Genomic DNA, 22694 nt, shown 5'->3' on the forward strand with positions numbered 1-22694 from the left:
GATTACTGCACTGCCCGTGCCATGCAGCGCTGGTAGCGTTCATCGACTCGCTTGGCAAACCACGCAGTGGTGAGCTTGCGGGTGATTTTCGGGCTTTGTAGCACGATCCCGGGCAACACTTCGCGGGGTAACGGCCGGCCCTCGGCCCGTTCGGCCAGTTCGAAAACCCGCCGATAGAGCTTGCTGTCTTCGAACGCCAGGGTATTCCCCTCTTCCAGTTGGTCGCGGATCGTCGGATTGCGCATGTCCAGTTGCTTGCCAAGGGTACGCACGGCCAGCTCCGTGGTGCCGGGCATGATCGAACCGTAGCGCACCAGGTCGCCATCCAGCGCCAACGGGATACCGGAAGCCCGGCTCACCGCGTTCTGGAACGCAGCGTTACGGCTGGCGTACCAACCCGCGTTGAAGTCCGCAAAACGGTACAACGGCAGTGGGTAACTCACCGGATAGCCGAGCAGATGCGCGATGCCGAAATACATGCCGCCGCGCCGGGTGAACACTTCATGACGAATAGAGCTCTTCACCGGGTACGGATAGCCCTTGGCCTGCTGTTCGGCAAAATCAATGCTGACTTGCATCGGTCCGCCGGTATGCACCGGGTTGAAGCCGCCGAACAACTTCTTGCCCATTGGCACCATGCCGATGAAGTCGTCGAAAACAGCGCTCAGTTCCTTTTCACTGCGCGCGGCATTCAGGCGACTGCTGTAGCTTTTGCCATTCGGCGAATCGAGCATTAACGCACCGCTCACCAGCAGGCCGGGAATGTGCGCCTTGGCGGCACGGCGGTCGATCTCTTCGCGGGCGATCTTGCCCAGGCCCGGTACGCTCGGGTCGACCTGAAAGGTCGACTCCTGTTCGGTCACGGCCAGCACCGAGCACAGGTTTTGCGTGGTCGGCGAGATGTCTTGCGCGGTAAACGCCACCTGGATATCCGTGGCCCAACCCTGGGGATCGGCGGCCTTGGCCGGCAGTAAACGTACAATCTCGGCCTTTACTTCGGCCGGGCTGCGGGCCGCCGGTTCCTGGGTCCGCTGGCTGCCGCAACCGGCCAATATCAGCAACACGGCGACGCTTGTGATCAATCTGATTTGCATGTCGTTCCATCTAATCCGTTTGTCCGGGCCAACCATACGACCAATGGCAGGTCAGCGGCTACGTCCGTGGCAGCCCGACGGTTGTCGCCCTCCCCGACTGGACCATACTTGATTCACACAGCGAAGAGGACAGGCTCATGCACCGCAGCGACGTGTTGATCATCGGCGCCGGCCCCACCGGGTTGGTCCTGGCGTTGTGGCTGAGCAAACTCGGCGTGCGCGTGCGGATCGTCGACAAAACCTCGGCCCCCGGCACCACGTCCCGGGCGCTGGCCGTCCAGGCACGGACGCTGGAGTTGTATCGTCAGCTCGGACTGGACACCGCCGTGGTGCAACACGGCCATCAAGTAAAGGCCGGCAACTTCTGGGTCAAGGGTGAGCTCGTGGCGCGCCTGCCCCTGTCCCGGATTGGTGAGGGCCTGACCCCCTACTCGTTTCTCGAGATCTTCCCCCAGGACGAACACGAACGGCTGCTGATCGAGCGCCTGGAAACCTTCGGCATCACGGTGGAACGCAACACCGAACTGGCAGGCTTCGAGCAAACCGCAGACGGCATCACGGCCACGCTGCTCCTGCCCGACGGCCAGCAGGAAACCTGCCAGGCCTGTTACCTGGCCGGGTGCGACGGTGCCCGGTCGATTGTGCGCAAGACCCTCGATACCGGGTTTCCCGGCGGGACTTACCAGCAGATTTTCTACGTCGCCGACGTGCAGGCCAGCGGCCCGACATTCAACGGCGAACTGCATGTGGATCTCGACGAGGCGGACTTCCTCGCCGTGTTCCCGCTGGCCGACAGTGGTCGTGCCCGCCTGATCGGCACAGTGCGCGACGAGCGCGCCGAACACGCCGAGACCCTGCGCTTCGAGGACGTCAGCAGCCGGGCCATCGAACATATGAAAGTTCAGATCGAGCAACTGAACTGGTTTTCGACCTACCGCGTGCACCATCGGGTGGCGGATCACTTCCGCAAGGACCGGGCGTTTTTGCTGGGTGATGCCGCCCATGTGCACAGCCCGGCGGGCGGCCAGGGCATGAACACCGGGATTGGCGATGCCATCAACCTGGCCTGGAAACTGGCGGCCGTGTTGAGCGGTGGTGCCGAGGCCAGGCTGCTCGACACCTATGAAACCGAGCGCATTGCCTTTGCGCGCAAACTGGTGGCGACCACCGACCGGGTCTTCACGTTCGTCACCGCCGACGGGCCGATTGCCGATTTGCTGCGTACGCGCCTGGCCCCGTTCTTGTTACCAAAAATGACATCGTTCGAAACCTCCCGCCAGTTCCTGTTTCGCACGGTGTCGCAGATCACCCTGAATTATCGCGCAATGCCGCTGAGTACCGGCGTTGCCGGGCACGTGCATGGCGGCGATCGCCTGCCCTGGGCCCATGACGGTGAGGGGGATAATTTTGAGTCGCTCAAGTGCCTGACCTGGCAGGTGCATGTCTATGGCGACACCAGCGACGAGATGATCGCCTGGTGCCACGAGCACCATCTGCCGCTACACGTGTTTGACTGGCGACCGGCGTTCGAAGCGGCGGGCCTTGGGCGCAACGGCTTTTATCTGTTGCGGCCCGATACCTATGTGGCGATTGCCGAAACCTGCTCGGACCCGAAAGTGATCGAACGGTATTTCCGCGATCACGGGATCCGGCCGTTTTTTGGCACGACCTGATTCAACACAGATCAAAATGTGGGAGCGGGCTTGCTCGCGAATGCAGTGTGTCAGTCAATACATCTGTCACTGACACTCCGCTTTCGCGAGCAAGCCCGCTCCCACAGGGGATGGGGTTCAACCTGAAACGGGGCTCGGAATCTGCAACCCGCGCACCACCGCCGGCCGCGCCAGGAAACGTTCCAGTACCCGCGTGACGTTAGGGAAGTTCTGGATGCCCACCAGATCGCCCGCTTCATAGAAACCGATCAGGTTGCGCACCCATGGGAAGGTGGCGATGTCGGCGATGGTGTAGCGCTCGCCCATGATCCAGTCACGCCCTTGCAGACGGCCGTCCAGCACCTTGAGCAGGCGTTTGCTTTCCTCGACGTAGCGGTCACGGGGACGCTTGTCTTCGTAGTCCTTACCGGCGAATTTGTTGAAAAACCCGAGCTGGCCGAACATCGGACCAATACCGCCCATCTGGAACATCAGCCACTGGATCGTTTCATAGCGCGCTGCCGATTCCTGGGCCAGCAGTTGTCCGCTCTTGTCGGCCAGGTAGATCAGAATCGCGCCCGATTCGAACAGCGCCAGTGGCTGGTCGTCCGGACCGTGGGGGTCGAGGATCGCCGGAATCTTGTTGTTGGGATTCAGGGAAAGAAATTCCGGGGACATCTGGTCGTTGGTGTCGAAGCCTACCCGGTGAGGCTCATACGGCAGGCCGATCTCCTCGAGCATGATCGAGACCTTGACGCCGTTGGGGGTCGGCAGGGAGTACAGCTGAATCCACTCCGGATACTGGGCAGGCCATTTGCGGGTGATGGGGAATGCGGACAAATCGGTCATGGGCGGGATCCACGAAGACACTGAGAGTGACGATCATAATGTAGATATCGGCTCAGCGATCCCTTGAAGCCATCGATCTCACTGATAGCCGAGATCAAAAGAGATCACGACCGTTTCAACGTCATTAGGTGTAGCGTGTCCACAATTGTGCAACATCCTGTCGATAACCTTCGCTGCAAACCTGTGAAGGTTACCGGTACATTGCCGCGCATTCGGCCGGAATCGAACCAATCGGGTTCAGGGGACTCTGAGCACCACCCCTTGGATAACGGACCGACTGCAATGACATGGAAAACACCCGACGCAGGACAATCGAGGTGTAAAGGTTTGTCAGCCTTAACCGAATTGCGCTGAAGAACCTTTACTCATGAACCTGTTCAATTTTGCCAACCGCTTCAAACATCGCGCTTACCTTTTGTTGCCCGCCTTGTTGGTGGTCACCGCCGTGTTTCTGTCGCTGGAGTCCGGCCTGAGTCGCGCCCAACCGATGGATGGCACCCAGACGCTGGTTTTCCTGCGCCACGGGGAAAAACCCGACGGTGGCCTGGGCCAGCTCAATTGCCAGGGACTGAACCGCGCCATCGACCTGGCCACGTTGCTGCCGGAAAAGTTCGGCAAGGCCAACTATGTGTTCGCGGCGAACCCGACCCGTAACGTCGAAGAAGGCGAGCTCGACAATTCCTACAGTTACATCCGCCCCCTGATGACCATCAGCCCCAGCGCCATCAAGCTCGGCCTGCCGGTAAACATCAACTTTTCCGCCAATGACACCAGTGACCTGGCCGATGAACTGCTCCACGACAAGTACCACAACTCGATCATCTACACGGCTTGGTCCCACGGCTACCTGCCGGAACTGATCAACAAGGTGGCCGGCGACGCCACCGGCAAGAAAATGACCATCACGGATGACTGGGAGTCCAGCGACTATGACTCGCTGTACGTACTCACCCTGACCTGGCACGACGGCAAGGCCAGTTTACAGAGCCATGTGTACAAGCAAGGTCTGGATAACGGTGCTGAAACCTGCCCGACTTGAGGCATGCGTTGTCTGAGCGGGCGCCTTCGCGAGCAAGCCCGCTCCCACAGTAGATCTTCAGTGAACACAGATTTTGTGTACGACGCAGATCCAATGTGGGAGCGGGCTTGCTCGCGATGAGGCCGGCAAAAGCACCCTCAACCCTTCTGATTCACCCGCTCGCGCAGATACTCGAGAACCGCCCCCCGCTCCCCGGCAAACTCGATCCGCGGGTCTTTCTTCTCTCGCTGAAACGCATACATCGGATCGTAATACTCGCACAGCAGCCCTTCGATCCAGCCGCGGTGCAGATCCACCGCGCCACTGCGGGCCTGCTCGGCCAACGCATCCTCCATCAAGACCAGCATGCGTCGATGACGTTCGCCACCCAGGCGCTTCTGCACATTGTTCAGGCTTGCCAGCAAGCGCTCGGAAAACAACGCAAAGCCCTCCTCGCCATGCACGTCGATGAATTCGGCGCACAGATCCACCACGTAATCGCGCAGGATCCGCTCTACCCGCCCTTCCAGGCTGTCTTCCAGCCACACCATCGGGAACTGCTGCATGCCTTGGTACAGCGGCAACGGCAGCGCACAACTGCCCACCGCGCGGCTTTCGTCTTCCAGTACGAACTGCTCGATGCCCCGGGCGCGCTTTTTCAGCACGTCCACGGCCAAGCGGTTTTCGAAATCGATATTCGAGGGTTGGCCCGTGGCGCGCTTGCCGAAACTGGAGCCGCGGTGGTTGGCATGACCTTCAAGGTCCACGGCGTTGCCCAGTTGCGTGAGCACCTCGGTCTTGCCGGTGCCGGTCATCCCGCCCAACAGGACGAAATCGCACTGGGTCACGGCTTGATCAAGGGTGTCCAGCAGGAAGGTACGCATGGCCTTGTAGCCGCCGCCCACCCGTGGATAGTCGATGCCGGCCTCATCCTTGAGCCATTGCTGGACGATCTGCGAACGCAGGCCGCCGCGAAAGCAGTACAGCAAGCCATCCGGATGCGCCCGGGCAAAATCGGCCCAGGCCTGGATGCGTTCGGCCTTGACCGCGCCCGACACCAGTTGATGCCCCAGCACGACGGCCGCTTGCTGGCCGTGCTGTTTGTAGCAGGTGCCGACCCGCTGGCGTTCATGGTCGTTCATCAACGGCAGGTTGATCACGCCGGGAAACGCGCCCTTGTTGAATTCGACCGGCGCGCGGGCATCCATCATTGGCCGGTCGTTGAGGAAGATGTCGCGGTAATCAGTGCAGTCGACGAACATCAAAACACCTCGACTGCGTTGCTCTGTCGCTCGACCAGTTCACCGATCGGCTCCAGGCTCAGGCCCAGCTCGGCGGCCACCGAAAGGAATTGCTCGTTGCCTTGCGGCGTCACGGCAATCAGCAGGCCGCCGCTGGTCTGCGGGTCGCAGAGCACGCGTTTGTGCAGTTCCTGAAGGCGTCCGAGCTTGCTGGCGTAGCTGTCGAAATTGCGCAGCGTCCCACCCGGTACGCAACCCTGTTCCAGGTAATACTCGACCCCCGGCAGGCGCGGTACGCGGTCATATTCAATGCGCGCCGTGAGCTGGCTGCCGTCGGCCATTTCCACCAGGTGCCCGAGCAGGCCGAAACCGGTGACGTCGGTCATCGCGGTCACGCCGTCGAGCTTGCCGAAACGGCTGCCGGGTTTGTTCAGGGTGCACATCCAGTCCCGGGCCAGGCCAATGTCGGCGTTGCGCAATTTGCCCTTTTTCTCGGCCGTCGTCAGGATGCCGATCCCCAGGGGCTTGGTGAGATACAGCAGGCAACCGGCGGTGGCGGTGTCGTTGCGCTTCATGTGGCGTTTTTCCACCAGACCGGTGACGGCCAGGCCGAAGATCGGTTCTGGCGCATCGATGGAGTGCCCGCCTGCCAGCGGGATGCCCGCCTCGTCACACACTGAACGACCGCCGCGTATCACTTCCCGGGCGACTTCCGGCGCCAGCACGTTCACCGGCCAGCCCAGGATCGCAATCGCCATCAACGGATCGCCGCCCATCGCATAGATGTCGCTGATGGCATTGGTGGCGGCAATTCGGCCGAAATCGAAGGGATCGTCGACGATCGGCATGAAAAAGTCAGTGGTCGAGACCACACCGCGTTCTTCATCGATGGCATACACCGCCGCGTCATCGCGCGATGCATTGCCGACCCAAAGCTTCGGATCGAGGTTCTGCGCCCCGCTACCGGCCAGGATCACTTCCAGCACCTGGGGGGAGATCTTGCAGCCGCAACCGGCGCCGTGGCTGTATTGGGTCAGGCGAATCGGCTCGCTCATGGGGTTACCTCTTGGAGTCTAGGTAACTAATCCTACAGCAAATGAGCCTTTTTCTTTGCAGGAGATGCGGTGGTGAGCAGTGCCTCTGTGGGGGTATGGTTATGGCAGCAAAATCACCTTGTCACCGCTGCCCTGACTCACCTCGGCATAACGCTCCAGGCCTTCGGCCAATGGCGATTCGAACAATCCTTGTGGCAGGGGCTGTCGCCAGCAACCGCCGCCGTTCGACAATCCGAGTGAATTTTCCTGATGGCGCGCGATCCTTCTATGTACAACAGGGAGGAACCGGGGCTTTATGAACAGTGCAAAATTATTCGTCATTGAGTACACCCTCCATGGCGCTGCGAAGTCATTCATCATCCGCCTGGAAAAAATGGATAACGCAGAAGCCTGGCATTGGGCGAGCTGTGACGCGGGGGTGGGGCGAATCCCTCGATTCGGACGCGAGAAGGTGCAAAAGACCAGCAAGCCGATGGCTGAAAAATTCGGCGTGGAAAACGTCAAGTGGCGGCCGGCGAACTAATATCCGTTGACCATCAGGTCCGGGGGAAGGGATATGAGCGCAACATCCGTCAACAGCCCTGCGCAGCTGGACTACGGCCTGGACACGCCGACCGGCCGCATCACCAGGAGCGCCGAGTGCCGGATCGGGCTGGAGCAGGTCGAAAATGACCCCTTCTGCTTCGCCATACGCGTCCCGGCGCCACTGCCGGAAGATCTGGAGCAGGCCAGGACCCTGGTGCTGCGGGTCGAAGGGCGGCGCTTGCAAGGCACGGTTCGCCACAGCGAGCGCCTGGAGGATGACAGCCTGAGGCTGGTAGTGGAGCCGGATTAGGCTCCACTTTTGCGTGCGCCGCGGGGTTCAGTGGGCACACTTGCAGCCTTGGGAGGCGCACTCCTCACCGTGCTCGTGATGCTTGGCGCAGGCTTCACAGCAATAGTGCTTGCCGTGACGCACGATCGGGTGTTCGCCGAGTTTGCAGGAACACTTCGGACAATCGCATATACGCTCAGTCATGGGTTTGACTCCTGTGGGTGGTGGTCGTCGGGGGGAGATGAAAACAACCCGTGCTTTTCAGTGTAGGGGTCGACTGCAACACCGCAACACCGCGTATGGCGCACTACTTGAGTCCTTGATGAATTATCCGTTTCGCGAGGACAGGAAATGACGCGTAAGAGGCGATGCCACACTGATTATCTTTGTTTCTGGACATCCTTATATATCCGGCCTCCCCCCACTCCGGCCCCCTGCTATTTTTCACCAGCCAATAATCCTCACCATCTTCGGTGCCATAACCAACAATAAGCACGGCGTAATTCAAATCATCTTCATCGCAACTTTCATCATCCAATACCCCGCCGGAGTATTTTTCAAAGTTGTCGGAAGCGTCAATCGCCGCCGATACCGGCCCTTTGGCTACGGCCTGGCGCAGTGCCTCCTCGTCGCCACGAGGAATATTGGTATAGGTCACCGTATTGGCGGCGACAGCCTTGATCATGCCTGCATTACAGCGTCCCCCGCCGCCTGTGTAAGGGTAATATTCTTCTGACTGAATACCGTTTTGCTTGACGTAGTCATAGGTGTAATCCATCAGCCCCCCATCACATCCTTGATTACCTTGCTCACTGCTGCAATCAAGAATCTGCTGCTCGGAAAGCTCGACCAGTCTTTCGGTTTGCAAAAACAATGCGCCCTCCAGGGCACCCACCGCTGAAAAAGCATAACCGGAGCCACAAGTCCCCAATTGCTTGACTCTGGTAACAGCTCCCTGGGTACGCCAGTCCACTGAGCTTGGTATCTCCAGAGCCTGCGCCGTCACGACACAGCCGCCAACCAGGATGAAACATGAGAGTTGCCAAAATCTCATACTTAGCCCCTGTTTCCATATGGTTTGCAGTTACCTCGCTATGTCATTGAAATGAAAGACCAATAAGCCAACGGCAACAACTGTCAAATATGACAGTTACTCAATACTGTTTAGTTATAAAAACCACACCATTTCGCGTTGTTAACCATAACTGTCAAATACGGAACTGCCCGACCAGACTGCCCAGGCGCTGGCCGAGGTCGGCCAGGCTGCGTGAAGTCTGCGCGCCGAGTTGGGTTTCATCGGCGACGCTGTCCACGGCCACGGCAATCTGGTGCACGCTGCGATTGATCTCTTCGGCCACGGCGGTCTGTTCTTCGGCGGCACTGGCGATCTGCGCGTTCATCGAATTGATGGTCGCGATCAGTTGGGCCATGGTGTCCAGCGAAGCCCCCGCCTCATTGGCCTGGGCCGAGGTGCCGTCGCCGGCCTCGCTGGAGCGGCGCATCGCCTCCACCGCCGACTGGGTGCCGGCCTGCAAACGGTCGATCATGCCCTGGATTTCCTGGGTGCTGATTTGCGTGCGGCTGGCCAGCGCCCGCACTTCATCGGCCACCACCGCAAAGCCGCGCCCGGCCTCGCCGGCGCGGGCGGCTTCGATGGCCGCATTGAGCGCCAGCAGGTTGGTCTGCTCGGCAATCGAGCGGATCACTCCGAGCACGCTGACTATCGACGACACATCCTTTTGCAGGCTGTCCAGAGACACGCCGCTGCTGCGGATATCGTCCACCAGGGCATGGATCTTCTCGATGCTGCCGGCCACCACGCGCTTGGCGGCCTGCCCTTCTTCGTCGGTCTGCTGGGCGGCGACCGCGGCGTTCTGCGCGCTCTTGGCCACTTCCTGGGCGGCCGCCGACATTTCGTTGATCGCCGTGGCCACCTGATCGGTTTCGTGACGCTGGCGCTCCATGGCCTGATCCGAGCGATTGGCCTGGTCGGACACCTGAGTCACCAGTCCGGTCAGTTGCGAGGTCATTTCAGTGATCTGCCGTACCAGGCCGTGGATCTTGTCGACGAAACGGTTGAACGAGCCGGCCAGTTCACCGAGTTCGTCCTGGCTGGTGATGGTCAGGCGGCGGGTCAGGTCGCCCTCGCCTGCCGCGATGTCATCGAGGTTGGCTTTCATCAAATGCAGCGGACGCACAATGGTGTTGGCCAGCAGCATCCCGACGGCAGCGATCACCAGCAGCACCACGACCGCCACGCCGACGATGCTCAGCACCATGCCTTGCATGCGCGCCTGGACCTTGGCTTCGACCACGGCCACCTGTGCTTCGATGCCATCGAGGTTGACCGAGGTGCCGACCGCCATGTCCCACTTCGGCAGGTATTCGGTGTAGCCGAGCTTGGGCACCAGCACCTGGGTGTTGCCGGGCAATGGCGAGCTGTATTGCAGGTAATGGGTACCGTCCCTGGCGACTTTCACCAGGTCGCGGTTGACGTAGACACCGTTCGGGTCGCGGTTGTCCTTGAAGCTCTGGCCCACGCCTTCGGGGCTGTTGGCCTTGAACAGGCGCACGGTGCTGGAGTCGTAGCCGAAGAAGTAGCCGTCCTTGCCATAGCTGATGCTCGACAGCAGCTTTATCACCTGCGCCCGCGCCGCCTCATCGCCAGGGGCGGCCGCGTCGTAGAGCGGTTTGATCGTGGTCATGGCCACGGCCACGTAGCTTTGCAGGGTCGCCTTGGCATCGCTGAGCAGGCGCTCGCGGGTCTGCTCGACTTCCTTGCGCGCCTGATCCTGCAGAATGAACAGCGTGGTCAGGCTGATGACCAGCGCAAACAGCAACACCGGGAGGACGGCAAGGGACAGGACTTTGGCCTTGAGGCTCATGCGCATGACGTTCACTCTTTTGATTTTGTTGTCGTGGTTAAAGCTTTAACGGCACGCCGGGTCAAAAGTTGAACGCCCCAAAAAGATCGCAGCCTTCGGCAGCTCCTACAGATGAACACCCTTCCCATGTAGGAGCTGCCGAAGGCTGCGATCTTTTGATCTTTTGCTTGTTAGATCACAGAACCATCGCCGCTACCCAGCCAAACGCCAGCAACGGCAGGTTGTAGTGCAGGAAGGTCGGGACCACGGTGTCCCAGATGTGATGGTGCTGGCCGTCGATGTTCAGGCCGGAGGTCGGCCCCAGGGTCGAGTCCGAAGCCGGCGAACCGGCGTCGCCCAGGGCACCGGCCGTGCCGACGATGCACACGATCGCCAACGGGCTGAAGCCCAGTTGCACGCACAGCGGCACGAAGATCGCCGCCAGGATCGGCACCGTGGAGAACGACGAGCCGATGCCCATGGTCACCAGCAACCCCACCAGCAACATCAGCAAGGCGCCAATGCCCTTGCTGTGATCGATGTACGACGCCGACGACTCGACCAGCGTCTGCACCTCACCGGTGGCCTTCATCACTTCGGCAAACCCGGAGGCGGCGATCATGATGAAGCCGATCATTGCCATCATTTTCATGCCTTCGGTGAACAGGTCGTCGGTGTCGCGCCATTTGACGATGCCCGACACCGAGAAGATCAGGAAGCCGACCAGCGCACCAATGATCATCGAATCGAGCAACAACTGAATAATGAACGCCGCCGCGATGGCCACGCCGGCCACCATCAGGCTCAGCGGGTTGTATTGCACCGCCACTTGTTCGACCTGTTCAATCTTCGCCAGGTCGTAGACACGCTTCTTGCGGTAGCTGACAAACGCGATCAGCAGGCCCGCCACCATGCCCAGGGCCGGAATGCCCATGGCGTGGGTCACATTGATGCCGCTGATGTCCACGCCGCTGCGGGCAACGTTGGCCAGCAGGATCTCATTGAGGAAGATGTTGCCAAAGCCCACCGGCAGGAACATGTAGGGCGTGATCAGGCCAAAAGTCATGACGCAGGCGATCAGGCGACGGTCCAGTTGCAGCTTGGTCAGCACATAAAGAAGCGGCGGCACCAGCAACGGAATAAACGCGATATGTATCGGCAAGATGTTCTGCGAGGCGATGGCCACGACCCAGAGCAGGCCGATCAGCAGCCATTTGACCTGGCCACCGCCGCTGGCGTGCTGGCGATCGACCATGGCCAGGGCCTTGTCGGCCAGCGCATGGGCCATGCCGGACTTGGCAATGGCCACGGCGAAAGCACCGAGCAAGGCGTAGGACAACGCCACCGTCGCCCCGCCGCCGAGGCCGCTGTTGAAAGCCTTGAGCGTCGCTTCGATCCCCAGGCCACCGGTCAAGCCACCGACCAGCGCGCCGACGATCAGGGCGATCACCACATGCACGCGGGACAGGCTGAGGATCAGCATGATGCCGACCGCGGCAATTACTGCATTCATTGTCATACCTCTGGGCAAGCAAAAAGAGTCCGGCCGACAGTCTGCGAGAGCCGCCAGCGGATAAAAAATGGGTTTTATTAGAGGGCGCGCACTTTGCCGGACCGCTGTCGCCTTGTCAAAGCCAACCCGGGGTATTCGATATTCATTGGCCCGGCTTAAAGAAAGCCCAATCCCGGCCGCTACAGTGCAAAGTCTCAGATATTTATCGAATAAGGACGTCTCCATGTCGCTCAGACAACTTTCCATTCAATGGAAAATCACCCTGCTGGCCGGGCTCTGCCTGGCGGGCATCGTGACCCTGCTGGTGGGTCTTTCGCTGTATCGCATGGAGCACAGTTCCGAGTTGGTGAAAGCCTCGAGCATGGAGATGCTGACCGAAGCGGCCCAGGCGCGGATCGAGTCCCAGGGCGAAAACCAGGCACTGGGGATTCGCCAGCAGTTCATGGACGCCTATCAGTACGGCCACGGCTTCTCGCGGCAGGTGCTGTTCCTGCGTGACCAGGCCGAGAAGCGTTTTCTCGATGCCTTCGACCTGCGCGAAGACCTGACCCGCCAGGTCAAGTCGGCCCTGCAAGCCAACCCGGACCTGCTCGGCCTGTCCCTGGTGTTCGAACCCAATGGACTGGACGGCAAGGACGAACTGTTCGCCGGTCAGGCCGAGCTTGGCAGCAACGACAAGGGCCGTTTCGCCCTCTACTGGTCGCAGCCGACGCCGGGCAAGTTGACGTCCATGGCGCTGCCGGAAAAGGACATGGCCGACACCAGCACCGGTCCCAGCGGCGAAGCGGCCAACGCCTGGTTCACCTGCCCGCGCACCACCCTCAAACCGTGCGTGATCGAACCCTACTTCTATGAGATCGACGGTCAGAACGTGCTGATGACCAGCATCGTTTTCCCGCTGATGGTCAATGGCAAGGTCATCGCCTCGCTCTCGGTGGACATCAACCTCAACAGCCTGCAAGCGGTCAGCCTGGGCGCGAGCAAGAAGCTCTATGATGGCCAGACCAGCGTCAGCATCATCAGCCCGGCCGGCCTGCTCGCCGGCTACAGCCCGGACGCCGGCAAACTCAGCCAGCGCCTGGACGCCGTGGACCAGGCCAGCGGCGCCGAACTGCTGCGCATGCTCGCCGCCAGCAGCAAAACCGCCAGCCTGTACAGCCAGCAGCAACTGAAAGTGCTGGCGCCCTTCCAGCCGATCCCTGGCGGTAAATCCTGGGGCGTGCTGCTCGACGTGCCGGAAAAAGTCCTGGTCGGCCCCGCCGAAGCCCTGAAAAAGCAACTCGATGACAGTAACACCGCCGGTACGCTGGTTGAACTCGGCCTGGGCGTGCTCGCCGCGCTGCTCGGCCTGGTGCTGGTGTGGCTGATGGCCCGCAGCGTCACCCGTCCGATCCTCGGCGTGGCGCACATGCTCGAAGACATCGCCAGCGGCGAAGGTGACCTGACCCGCCGCCTGGCCTACGACAAGCAGGATGAGCTGGGCCAGTTGGCTGGCTGGTTCAACCGTTTCCTCGACAAGCTGCAACCGATCATTGCCGAAGTGAAACGTTCGGTGCAGGACGCTCGCAGTACCGCGGACCAGTCGTCCGCCATCGCCACCCAGACCAGCGCCGGCATGGAACAGCAGTACCGCCAGGTGGATCAGGTCGCGACCGCCTCCCACGAAATGAGCGCCACCGCCCAGGACGTCGCCCGCAGCGCCGCGCAAGCGGCCCATGCCGCGAGGGATGCCGATCAGGCGACCCGTCAGGGCCTGACCGTGATCGACCGCACCACCGCCAGCATCGACAATCTCGCCGCCGACATGAGCGCGGCCATGGTCCAGGTCGAAGGCCTGGCTGCCAACAGCGAGAAGATCGGCACGGTACTGGAAGTGATCCGCGCGATTGCCGAACAGACCAACCTGCTGGCCCTTAACGCTGCGATCGAAGCGGCTCGTGCCGGTGAGGCCGGACGCGGGTTTGCCGTGGTGGCCGATGAAGTGCGCAATCTGGCGCGGCGTACCCAGGAATCCGTCGAAGAAACCCGTCTGGTGATCGAACAACTGCAAAACGGCACCCAGGAAGTGGTGGGCTCGATGAGCAACAGCCATCGTCAGGCCCAGGGCAGTGTCGAGCAGGTTGGCCAGGCGGTAACGGCGTTACGCCAGATCGGCGACGCGGTGACCGTGATCAACGACATGAACATGCAGATCGCCAGTGCCGCCGAAGAGCAAAGCGCGGTGGCCGAGGAGATCAACAACAACGTGGCGACCATCCGCGACGTGACCGAGTCGCTGTCGGGCCAGGCCAATGAATCGGCGCGGGTCAGCCAGTCGCTCAACAGCCTGGCGAACCAGCAGCAGAGCCTGATGGATCAGTTCCGCGTTTAAGCCCCGCAAAATCCCCCAGTGGGAGCGGGCTTGCTCCGGGCGGCGTTTCGACGAAAGCGGTATATCAGACACATTGATGTTGAATGTGTCGCCGCCTTCGCGAGCAAGTCGGATCGCCGCACCGCCGCTCCCACAGTTTTTTCTGTGCCCGACTCAACCAAATGATGGCGAGTGGATATCTGCCAGACCTTGATTATGCTTCATGGAACCTTGCAGCGTTTTCTGGCGTCAACCTGAATGCAAGCCACGTAATCCGATGACTTCAGCCCCAGGGCCTGGGTACGGTAAGTGTTGGTGGGAACTCCGGCCTACAACAAGAGCAAGACGGAGAATACTCATGGCAGCAATCGACAATACAACCACGGGCAGCGCGCCCAACCGCGGGCTCACCCGGGAGGAGCGCAAGGTCATCTTCGCCTCGTCCCTGGGCACCGTGTTCGAGTGGTACGACTTCTACCTGTACGGCTCCCTCGCGGCGATCATCGCCAAGCACTTCTTCGCCGGTGTCAACGAAACGACGTCCTTCATCTTCGCCCTGCTCGCCTTCGCCGCCGGCTTCGCCGTGCGCCCCTTCGGCGCCATCGTGTTCGGTCGGTTGGGCGACATGATCGGGCGCAAGCATACGTTTCTCATCACCATCGTGATCATGGGTATCTCCACGGCCGTGGTGGGTTTGCTGCCCGGCTATGCGACCATCGGCGTCGCCGCGCCGATCATCCTGATCAGCCTGCGCCTGCTGCAAGGCCTGGCGCTGGGGGGTGAGTACGGCGGCGCCGCGACCTACGTGGCCGAACATGCGCCCAAGGGCAAACGCGGCTTCTTCACCTCGTGGATCCAGACCACGGCAACCCTCGGCCTGTTTCTTTCACTGCTGGTGATCCTCGCCTGCCGTACCCTCCTGGGCACCGAAGCCTTCGAAGCCTGGGGCTGGCGGATTCCGTTCCTGCTGTCGATCCTGTTGTTGATCGTCTCGGTGTACATCCGCCTGCAGCTCAGCGAGTCGCCGGTTTTCATGAAAATGAAGGCCGAAGGCAAATCCTCCAAGGCACCGTTGACTGAATCCTTCGCCCGCTGGGAGAACCTGAAGATCGTAATCATGGCCCTGCTCGGCGGTACCGCCGGCCAGGCGGTGGTCTGGTACACCGGGCAATTCTATGCACTGTTCTTCCTGCTGCAGACGCTGAAGATCGACCCGCAGACCGCGAACCTGCTGATTGCCGGCTCATTGCTGATCGGCACGCCGTTCTTCGTCATTTTCGGCAGCCTGTCCGACCGCATCGGGCGCAAGGGCATCATCATGGCTGGCTGCATCCTCGCGGCCCTGACTTACTTCCCGATATTCCATGCGCTGACCCAATACGGTAACCCCGACGTGTTCATTGCGCAGGAGAAGAATCCGGTCACGGTCGTCGCCAATCCCGCCCAGTGCTCGTTCCAGTTCGACCCGGTGGGCAAGGCCAAATTCACCAGTTCCTGTGACCTGGCCAAGACCGTACTGGCCAAAAGGGCCATCCCCTACAAGAACGTGGACGCCGAACCGGGCGCCGTTGCGCAGGTGCGCATTGGCGATAAAGTGATCGAGAGCTTCGAGGGCACCGGCATGCCGGCCGCCGATTTCAAGGCCAGGAACGACGCCTTTACCGCCACCCTCGCCACCGCCCTCAAGGACGCCGGTTACCCAGAGAAGGCCGACCCGGCCAAGACCAACTACCCGATGGTGTTGCTGCTGCTGACGATCCTGGTGATCTACGTGACCATGGTCTACGGGCCGATTGCCGCCTGGCTGGTGGAACTGTTCCCGGCGCGCATCCGCTACACCTCGATGTCGCTGCCCTACCACATCGGCAATGGCTGGTTCGGTGGCTTCCTGCCGACGGTGGCGTTCGCCATGGTGGCGGCCACGGGGGATATCTACTACGGGCTGTGGTATCCGATCGTCATCGCGGTGATGACGGCGGTGCTGGGTATTTTCTTCATGCCGGAAACCAAGGATCGGGAGATTCATCACACCTGAGCAGGGGGAGGTTCTATGTGGGAGCGAGCAAGCCCGCTCCCACAATGGACCTCAGTGTCTGGGCAATTCGATGACGACCTTCAACCCGCACCACTCGCTTTCCAGCAACGACAGTCTGCCGCCCCAGCTATCGACGATGTCGCGCACGATACCCAGCCCCAAACCATGCCCATGGGTTTGCTCGTCCAGGCGCGTGCCTCGGCCGAACACCTGATCGCGACGCTCTTCGGGAATCCCCGGGCCGTCATCTTCCACGCCGAGTTCAAAGCCCTCTGCAGTCTCGGCCACACTCAGGCGAACCTCGGCATCGGCCCACTTGCAGGCGTTATCCAGCAGGTTGCCCAACAGTTCCAGCAGATCTTCGCGATCCCAGGGCAATTGCAGGCCGGCGGGTGCGCGGTAGCTCAGTGCCAGGTGGTCGCCATGGATCATGTTCAGCGTGGCCAGCAAGCCGGGGAGCTCGGCATCGCAATCAAACAGGGCGCCCGGCAACGCATCGCCGGACAACCGCGCACGATTGAGTTCCCGATTGAGTCGCTGCTGGACTTGTTCCAGTTGTTCCTTGAGGGTCTTGCGCAATTGTGGGTGCGCGTCGAGTTGCTCGCTTGAAGCCAGGCTCAACAGCACCGCCAGCGGGGTTTTCAAGGCGTGGCCGAGGTTGCCCAGGGCATTGCGTGAGCGCTTGAGGCTGTCCTCGGTGTGGGCCAGCAAATGGTTGATCTGCGCCACCAGTGGCTCCAGTTCCACCGGCACCCGATCGTCGAGTTGCGAGCGCTGGCCCTGTTGCAGCTGCGCAATCTGCTCACGGGCCTGCTCCAGCGGACGCAAGGCCCGGCGCACGGTAATCCGTTGCAGCAGCAGAATCAGCAACAGCGCTGTCAAACCGAGGCCAAACCCGAGCTGTTGCATGCGCCGGAAGCTTTCGCGTATCGGCGTGTAATCCTCGGCGACACTGATGGAGATCGGCACCCCCGAACGTCGATAGTCCGTGCGCAGCACCAGTAACTGTTGCCCTTCCGGCCCCAGTTGCAGGTTGCCATGCAGACCGGGTTGATCGAGCACCGGCAGTTCCTGATCCCAAAGGGAACGGGAACGCCAATGGCCATCGGTGAAATCGATGCGGAAATAATGCCCGGAGAATGGCCGCTGATAGGCCGGTGACAGGCGCCGCTCATCCAGCTGCAAACCTTGCGGCCCGCGCACCAGCGCCGCCAGCAGGTTCTCGCTGTCATTGCGCAACCCGGCTTCGAGGTAACGCTGCAACCCCATTTCGAACAACCACAGGCTGGTTTGCGCCAGCACCAGGCCAACGACCACCATCACGCTGATCAGGCCCAGGCTCAAGCGGCGCTGGATCGATCTCACCGGGCTTGCCCGCCGAACAGGTAACCCTGGCCGCGACGGGTTTCAATCACACTTTTGCCGAGTTTGCGGCGCAAGTGGTTGACGTGGACTTCCAGCACATTGGAATCGCGCTCGGTTTCACCGTCGTAGAGGTGTTCGGCAAGGTGGCCTTTGGAGAGGATCTGCTCGGGGTGCAGCATGAAATAACGCAACAGGCGAAACTCCGCGGCGGTCAGCTGAATGTCCGCACCGTCGCGCACAACGCACTGGCGACCTTCGTCCAGATGCAGCCCGGCAGCCTTGAGCGTTGGCTGGTTGACCTGGCCATGGGAGCGGCGCAGCAACGCCTGGATGCGCAAAAACAGCTCTTCGGGATGAAATGGCTTGGTCAGGTAATCGTCGGCGCCGGCCTTGAGGCCTTCGATGCGTTCGGCCCAGGAGTCCCGGGCCGTCAGGATCAGCACCGGCGTGGCCAGCCCCGCCGCCCGCCATTGCGCCAGCACTTCAAGCCCCGGCACGCCCGGCAGACCGAGGTCGAGGATGATCAGGTCATAAGGCTCGGTGCTGCCCTGATGCACAGCATCGCGACCATCGGCCAGCCAGTCCACCGCATAGCCCTGGCGGTTGAGGCCGGCCAGCAGTTCGTCGGCCAGGGGCACATGGTCTTCCACCAGGAGCAAACGCATGGATCAGTCTTCCTCGTCTTTCAATAATCGGCCGTCAGTCGCATCGATGTGCAGCTCACGGACCACGCCTTCGGGGGTCAGCAATTCGACATCATAAAGGTAGATGTTGTGCTTCTCTTCGAGTTCGGCTTCCAGCAGTTTTGCGCCGGGGTAGCGATCCATCGCTTGCTGCAGCAGTTGCTCCAGCGGCAGGATCACGCCCTGTTGACGCAGGCGCAGGGCTTCATCCTGATCCAGGTCGCGGGCCATCACTGCCGAGCAAAATGCCAGAAGCAGCAGCGCCATTCTGCGTGCGACACATCGATTGAGTAGAAACACCTTCATTACCAATCCTGATGATCCTTGAGTCACTGCCCGCTGACCGGGTCTAATTCCATGCCCGGTGCGAGTGGTGTGAGCGTCTCGAAAGCCACAATGGTACCAGCGATGCGCTATCCCAGCGTTGCGTCGGGTCCAGGCGAGCCACCTTAACCCGCTGAACTTAATTGAAACTGAATTGCCATCATTGCTGACACCACAACCCCGCAGGAGCTGCCGAAGGCTGCGATCCTTTCTCACTTTCACTTGAGTCGCCAGGCAAAAGACCTAAAGATCGCAGCCTTCGGCAGCTCCTACACACTTCGAGAGCGCAATGACCGCCATCCACATCAAGTTCCCGTCCCTGACCCTCAAAGCCGGCCCACAAGCCTTTGCGCGCATCCGGGACAACGGCTTGAACGCCGCCGACGTCGGCACCTTGCCGGGCGCGGCTGGCGGGCCGAAGGCGCTGGGGATTCAGGGTCTGGACCTGGCGCTGTTCGGCGAGTGGCTGCCGGCGGCACCGCGGGAACGCTCGCTGATTGGCGCATCGGTGGGTTCCTGGCGCTTCGCCAGCGCCTGCCTGCCGGACGCCGCCGAAGGCATCCGGCGTCTCGGGCAGCTGTACACCGAGCAACACTTTGCCAAGGGCGTGACCATGGCGCAGATCAGCCAGAGCTCACAGCGCATGCTCAATGACCTGCTCGACGGTCGCGATGCCTCGATCCTCAGTAACAGCCATTACCGCCTGAACATCATGGTGGTCAAAAGCCACGGTTTGCTGGCCGACGATCATCGCGGCCGCCTGGGACTGGGCCTGTCATCGGTCATCACCGACAACCTGCGTGGCCGGGCGCGGCTGGCACGACACTTCGAACGCCTGATCATCCACGACCCGCGCCTGGCGCCGCCGGTCGATGCCTTGAATGACTTCCCGTCGCGCTTCGTCGCCCTCAATGCCGGTAATTTGCGCCAGGCCCTGCTGGCCTCGGGCTCGATCCCGATGGTGATGCAAGGCGTGCGCGACCTGCCGGGCGCCGGCGCCGGGACCTTCCGCGACGGTGGTCTGCTGGATTACCACCTGGACCTGCCCTACAGCGGCAACGACATCGTGCTGTACCCGCACTTCACCGACCGGGTGATCCCGGGCTGGTTCGACAAGACCCTGCCGTGGCGCCGCGCCTGCCCGGCTCGCTTGCAGAACGTGCTGTTGCTGGCACCATCGAAGGAATACCTGGCGCGCCTGCCCTACGGCAAACTGCCGGACCGAAACGACTTCAAGCGCTTCATGGGCGATGCCCCGAGCCGGCAGAAATATTGGCGCACGACCATGGACGAAAGTCGCCGCCTGGGGGACGAGTTCCTCGAACTGGCCGCCAACGGTCGCCTCGGCGAGCGCTTGCTGACCCTTTAGTCAGGACAAACTGCTAAACTCGCCGCCTGCCCGAATCGCTGCGGCGAACGCCACCTGAACAGAGCTGAAAACACTGTGGAAATCTTCAAGGAATTTACTTTCGAATCCGCCCATCGCCTGCCCCACGTCCCGGACGGCCACAAGTGCGGGCGCCTGCACGGTCACTCGTTCAAAGTGGCCATCCACCTGAGCGGCGACCTCGACCCGCACACCGGCTGGATCCGTGACTTCTCGGAAATCAAGGCGATCTTCAAGCCGCTGTACGAGCGCCTGGACCACAACTACCTGAACGACATTCCCGGCCTGGAAAACCCGACCAGCGAAGTGTTGGCCAAGTTTATCTGGCAGGAATTGAAGCCTCTGCTGCCGGAACTGAGCGCGATTCGGATCCACGAGACCTGCACCAGCGGTTGCATCTATCGCGGCGAGTAAGCCAGACATTACAAGTAACCTGTGGGAGCGAGCTTGCTCGCGATGACGGCGGCACATCCAACATCGATGTGCCTGACCCACCGCTATCGCGAGCAAGCTCGCTCCCACAAGGGAATGCGTTTCGTCAGTCGATCAAGCAAGCCACCTTCATAGGTGGTTTTTTTATGCCTATGCTTTTTGCCTCTTCCCCCGCCAAGAGGACAAGCCCATGACTGACTGGCCACTGGATCAGGTCTTCGAGTTCAACGGACATCAGGTGCGCCATGCCGTGCGCGGCGACGGCCCGCCGCTGGTGTTCGTGCATGGCACGCCGTTTTCTTCTTTCGTGTGGCACCGGATCGCGCCGTATTTCACGACGACTCACCGGATTCGCTGCCCGGTGCAGATTCTCTGGGGTGAAGACGACCAATGGATTCCCATTGAACGCGGGCAGGCGCTGCATCGGATGATTCCCGGATCGCTGTTTTATCCGATACCCAACGCCGGTCATCTGGTTCAGGAAGATGCGCCCGAGGCGGTCGTCGCCGCTCTTATGGGATTTTTACCCCTGCAACAATCCTCCTGAACAAACCCGCTCCCACATTTTGAACTGGCGGGATTCGCCGCTGGCGAGCTAACGTAAGGGTATCGCCTGAACGATTCGCCAAAAGGATCTGCCCGATGCACATCATCAACGCCCGTCTGCGCAACCAGGAAGGCCTGCATGAGTTGAACCTGGAAAACGGCCTGATCAGCAGCATCGGCCGCCAGATCGAAGCCCCGACCCTGGGCCCTGACGATCTGGACGCCGGTGGCAATCTGGTGGTGCCCCCCTTTGTCGAGCCGCACATCCACCTCGACGCCACCCTGACCGCCGGCGAACCGCGCTGGAACATGAGCGGCACGCTGTTCGAAGGCATCGAATGCTGGGGCGAACGCAAGGCCACCATCACCGAGGAAGACACCAAGGCCCGGGCCAAGAAAACCATCCAGGCCCTCGCCGCCCACGGCATCCAGCATGTGCGCACCCACGTCGACGTCACCGACCCGCAACTGACCGCGCTCAAGGCCATGCTCGAAGTGCGCGAGGAAAGCCGGCACCTGGTCGACCTGCAAATCGTCGCCTTTCCCCAGGAAGGCATCGAGTCCTACCGCAATGGTCGCGAACTGATGGAAGAAGCCATCCGCATGGGCGCGGACGTGGTGGGCGGCATTCCGCATTTTGAATACACCCGCGATCAGGGCGTCAGCTCGGTAAAGTTCCTCATGGACCTGGCCGAACGCAGCGGTTGCCTGGTGGACGTGCATTGCGACGAAACCGACGACCCGCACTCACGTTTTCTCGAGGTGCTCGCCGAAGAGGCCCGCAGCCGCGACATGGGTTCGCGGGTCACGGCCAGCCACACCACGGCCATGGGCTCTTACGACAACGCCTACTGCGCCAAACTGTTTCGCTTGCTCGGGCATTCGGGGATCAGCTTTGTCTCCTGCCCCACCGAAAGCATCCACCTGCAAGGTCGCTTCGACAGTTTCCCGAAACGCCGGGGTGTGACCCGGGTCAACGAGTTGCTGGAAGCGGGCATGAACGTGTGCTTCGGCCAGGACTCGATCGTCGATCCGTGGTATCCGCTGGGCAACGGCAACATTCTGCGGGTGCTCGAAGCCGGCCTGCACATCTGCCACATGCTCGGTTATCGCAACCTGCAAAGTGCGCTGGACCTGGTGACGGACAATAGCGCCAAAGCCATGAACCTCGGCGATCGTTATGGCCTGGAGCGCGGGCGGCCGGCGAACCTGCTGATTCTGTCGGCGGAGAGCGATTACGAGGTGATCCGCAGCCAGGGGTTGCCGCTGTACTCGGTGCGCGATGGCAAGGTGCTGATGAAGCGGACGATGCCGGTGGTGGAGTTCAGTGGGCTGAGCTGAGTCTGGTGTTGACCGAGCTGGCCTCTTCGCGAGCAAGCTCGCTCCCACAGTTGATCTTCAGTGAATACAGAGTCTGTGTACGACAAAGATCCAGTGTGGGAGCGAGCTTGCTCGCGATGGCAATCTAAAAA

20 protein-coding genes and 4 pseudogenes are annotated in these 22694 nt (G+C 61.2%); 11 read left to right on the forward strand and 13 right to left on the reverse strand.

Annotation, left to right across the window (positions count from 1 at the left end):
- Positions 1–2 precede the first annotated feature (2 nt).
- The gene (locus ASD95_RS24535; RefSeq protein WP_056722487.1) at positions 3–1094 is read right to left on the reverse strand and encodes a DUF1615 domain-containing protein; all 1092 of its coding nucleotides are present in this window, start codon (positions 1092–1094) and stop codon (positions 3–5) included.
- Positions 1095–1231: 137 nt separating this feature from the next.
- Between ASD95_RS24535 and ASD95_RS24540 the strand changes: the two genes are divergently transcribed.
- Positions 1232–2767, forward strand: a complete 1536-nt coding sequence (locus tag ASD95_RS24540; RefSeq protein WP_056722488.1) for an FAD-dependent oxidoreductase — start codon at positions 1232–1234, stop codon at positions 2765–2767.
- Positions 2768–2884: 117 nt separating this feature from the next.
- Here the strand turns inward: ASD95_RS24540 and ASD95_RS24545 are convergent, their stop codons facing one another.
- Positions 2885–3595: a glutathione S-transferase family protein gene (locus ASD95_RS24545; RefSeq protein WP_056722490.1), complete on the reverse strand. Its 711-nt coding sequence runs from the start codon at positions 3593–3595 to the stop codon at positions 2885–2887.
- 367 nt (positions 3596–3962) lie between these two features.
- Between ASD95_RS24545 and ASD95_RS24550 the strand changes: the two genes are divergently transcribed.
- A complete protein-coding gene (locus ASD95_RS24550) occupies positions 3963–4634 on the forward strand; it encodes a hypothetical protein (RefSeq protein ID WP_056722491.1) in 672 nt (223 codons plus the stop codon).
- A gap of 137 nt (positions 4635–4771) precedes the next feature.
- On the opposite strand, the gene mnmH is transcribed toward ASD95_RS24550, so the two are convergent.
- The 3 genes and pseudogenes from mnmH to ASD95_RS29285 form a co-directional block, all read right to left on the reverse strand.
- The gene (gene mnmH, locus ASD95_RS24555) at positions 4772–5875 is read right to left on the reverse strand and encodes a tRNA 2-selenouridine(34) synthase MnmH (RefSeq protein WP_056722493.1); all 1104 of its coding nucleotides are present in this window, start codon (positions 5873–5875) and stop codon (positions 4772–4774) included.
- Positions 5875–6909, reverse strand: coding sequence for a selenide, water dikinase SelD (gene selD / locus ASD95_RS24560; protein ID WP_056722495.1), 1035 nt, complete (start codon positions 6907–6909; stop codon positions 5875–5877). Before selD ends, mnmH begins: the two co-directional genes overlap by 1 nt.
- Before the next feature lie 99 nt (positions 6910–7008).
- Positions 7009–7110 (reverse strand): annotated as a pseudogene (locus tag ASD95_RS29285) (quinone oxidoreductase family protein); the annotation flags it as partial.
- Between the two features lie 94 nt (positions 7111–7204).
- Here ASD95_RS29285 and ASD95_RS24565 point away from each other — a divergent pair.
- Both ASD95_RS24565 and ASD95_RS24570 read left to right on the forward strand, forming a co-directional pair.
- Complete coding sequence (locus ASD95_RS24565; RefSeq protein WP_056722497.1) at positions 7205–7432, forward strand: DUF6555 family protein; 228 nt, start codon at positions 7205–7207, stop codon at positions 7430–7432.
- 33 nt (positions 7433–7465) lie between these two features.
- Complete coding sequence (locus ASD95_RS24570; RefSeq protein ID WP_056722498.1) at positions 7466–7744, forward strand: hypothetical protein; 279 nt, start codon at positions 7466–7468, stop codon at positions 7742–7744.
- A 27-nt stretch (positions 7745–7771) separates the two neighbouring features.
- On the opposite strand, the gene ASD95_RS28915 is transcribed toward ASD95_RS24570, so the two are convergent.
- The 5 genes and pseudogenes from ASD95_RS28915 to ASD95_RS24585 all read right to left on the reverse strand — a co-directional run bounded on the left by ASD95_RS28915 (position 7772) and on the right by ASD95_RS24585 (position 12100).
- Positions 7772–7927 (reverse strand): metallothionein, encoded by a 156-nt coding sequence (locus ASD95_RS28915; RefSeq protein WP_079246731.1) that lies wholly within the window; start codon positions 7925–7927, stop codon positions 7772–7774.
- A gap of 103 nt (positions 7928–8030) precedes the next feature.
- Positions 8031–8777, reverse strand: coding sequence for a C1 family peptidase (locus tag ASD95_RS24575; protein ID WP_056722500.1), 747 nt, complete (start codon positions 8775–8777; stop codon positions 8031–8033).
- Between the two features lie 154 nt (positions 8778–8931).
- The gene (locus ASD95_RS30440; protein WP_409078902.1) at positions 8932–9753 is read right to left on the reverse strand and encodes a methyl-accepting chemotaxis protein; all 822 of its coding nucleotides are present in this window, start codon (positions 9751–9753) and stop codon (positions 8932–8934) included.
- A gap of 36 nt (positions 9754–9789) precedes the next feature.
- Positions 9790–10614, reverse strand: a pseudogene (locus tag ASD95_RS30445) (cache domain-containing protein); the annotation flags it as partial.
- Positions 10615–10783: 169 nt separating this feature from the next.
- Complete coding sequence (locus ASD95_RS24585) at positions 10784–12100, reverse strand: Na+/H+ antiporter family protein (protein WP_056722503.1); 1317 nt, start codon at positions 12098–12100, stop codon at positions 10784–10786.
- A 442-nt stretch (positions 12101–12542) separates the two neighbouring features.
- On the opposite strand from ASD95_RS24585, the pseudogene ASD95_RS30450 reads away from it, so the two are divergent.
- From ASD95_RS30450 to ASD95_RS24595, 3 genes and pseudogenes are all read left to right on the forward strand, one after another.
- Positions 12543–13613, forward strand: a pseudogene (locus tag ASD95_RS30450) (HAMP domain-containing protein); the annotation flags it as partial.
- 264 nt (positions 13614–13877) lie between these two features.
- A pseudogene (locus ASD95_RS30455) lies at positions 13878–14471 on the forward strand (methyl-accepting chemotaxis protein); the annotation flags it as partial.
- A 337-nt stretch (positions 14472–14808) separates the two neighbouring features.
- Positions 14809–16485 carry an MFS transporter gene (locus tag ASD95_RS24595; protein ID WP_056722507.1) on the forward strand — a complete coding sequence of 559 codons (1677 nt, stop codon included), beginning with the start codon at positions 14809–14811 and terminating at the stop codon, positions 16483–16485.
- Between the two features lie 51 nt (positions 16486–16536).
- On the opposite strand, the gene ASD95_RS24600 is transcribed toward ASD95_RS24595, so the two are convergent.
- From ASD95_RS24600 to ASD95_RS24610, 3 genes are read right to left on the reverse strand one after another with little or no spacing between them, the layout of a single operon-like run.
- On the reverse strand, positions 16537–17850 hold the full coding sequence (locus ASD95_RS24600; protein WP_056722509.1) for a sensor histidine kinase: 1314 nt from the start codon (positions 17848–17850) through the stop codon (positions 16537–16539).
- Complete coding sequence (locus ASD95_RS24605; RefSeq protein WP_056722511.1) at positions 17847–18515, reverse strand: response regulator transcription factor; 669 nt, start codon at positions 18513–18515, stop codon at positions 17847–17849. The genes ASD95_RS24600 and ASD95_RS24605 overlap by 4 nt, the downstream gene beginning before the upstream one ends.
- A 3-nt stretch (positions 18516–18518) precedes the next feature.
- Positions 18519–18839 (reverse strand): PepSY domain-containing protein, encoded by a 321-nt coding sequence (locus ASD95_RS24610; protein ID WP_056722513.1) that lies wholly within the window; start codon positions 18837–18839, stop codon positions 18519–18521.
- 307 nt (positions 18840–19146) lie between these two features.
- On the opposite strand from ASD95_RS24610, the gene ASD95_RS24615 reads away from it, so the two are divergent.
- The 4 genes from ASD95_RS24615 to codA all read left to right on the forward strand — a co-directional run bounded on the left by ASD95_RS24615 (position 19147) and on the right by codA (position 22563).
- Positions 19147–20226, forward strand: a complete 1080-nt coding sequence (locus ASD95_RS24615; RefSeq protein ID WP_056722515.1) for a hypothetical protein — start codon at positions 19147–19149, stop codon at positions 20224–20226.
- A gap of 75 nt (positions 20227–20301) precedes the next feature.
- Positions 20302–20658 carry a 6-carboxytetrahydropterin synthase QueD gene (gene queD, locus ASD95_RS24620; RefSeq protein WP_046042818.1) on the forward strand — a complete coding sequence of 119 codons (357 nt, stop codon included), beginning with the start codon at positions 20302–20304 and terminating at the stop codon, positions 20656–20658.
- A gap of 208 nt (positions 20659–20866) precedes the next feature.
- Positions 20867–21223, forward strand: coding sequence for an alpha/beta fold hydrolase (locus ASD95_RS24625; RefSeq protein WP_056722517.1), 357 nt, complete (start codon positions 20867–20869; stop codon positions 21221–21223).
- A gap of 95 nt (positions 21224–21318) precedes the next feature.
- On the forward strand, positions 21319–22563 hold the full coding sequence (gene codA / locus ASD95_RS24630) for a cytosine deaminase (protein ID WP_056722519.1): 1245 nt from the start codon (positions 21319–21321) through the stop codon (positions 22561–22563).
- Positions 22564–22694: the final 131 nt, after the last annotated feature.

It is taken from the genome of Pseudomonas sp. Root71 (assembly GCF_001429045.1).
Classification (GTDB): Bacteria; Pseudomonadota; Gammaproteobacteria; order Pseudomonadales; family Pseudomonadaceae; genus Aquipseudomonas; species Aquipseudomonas monachiensis.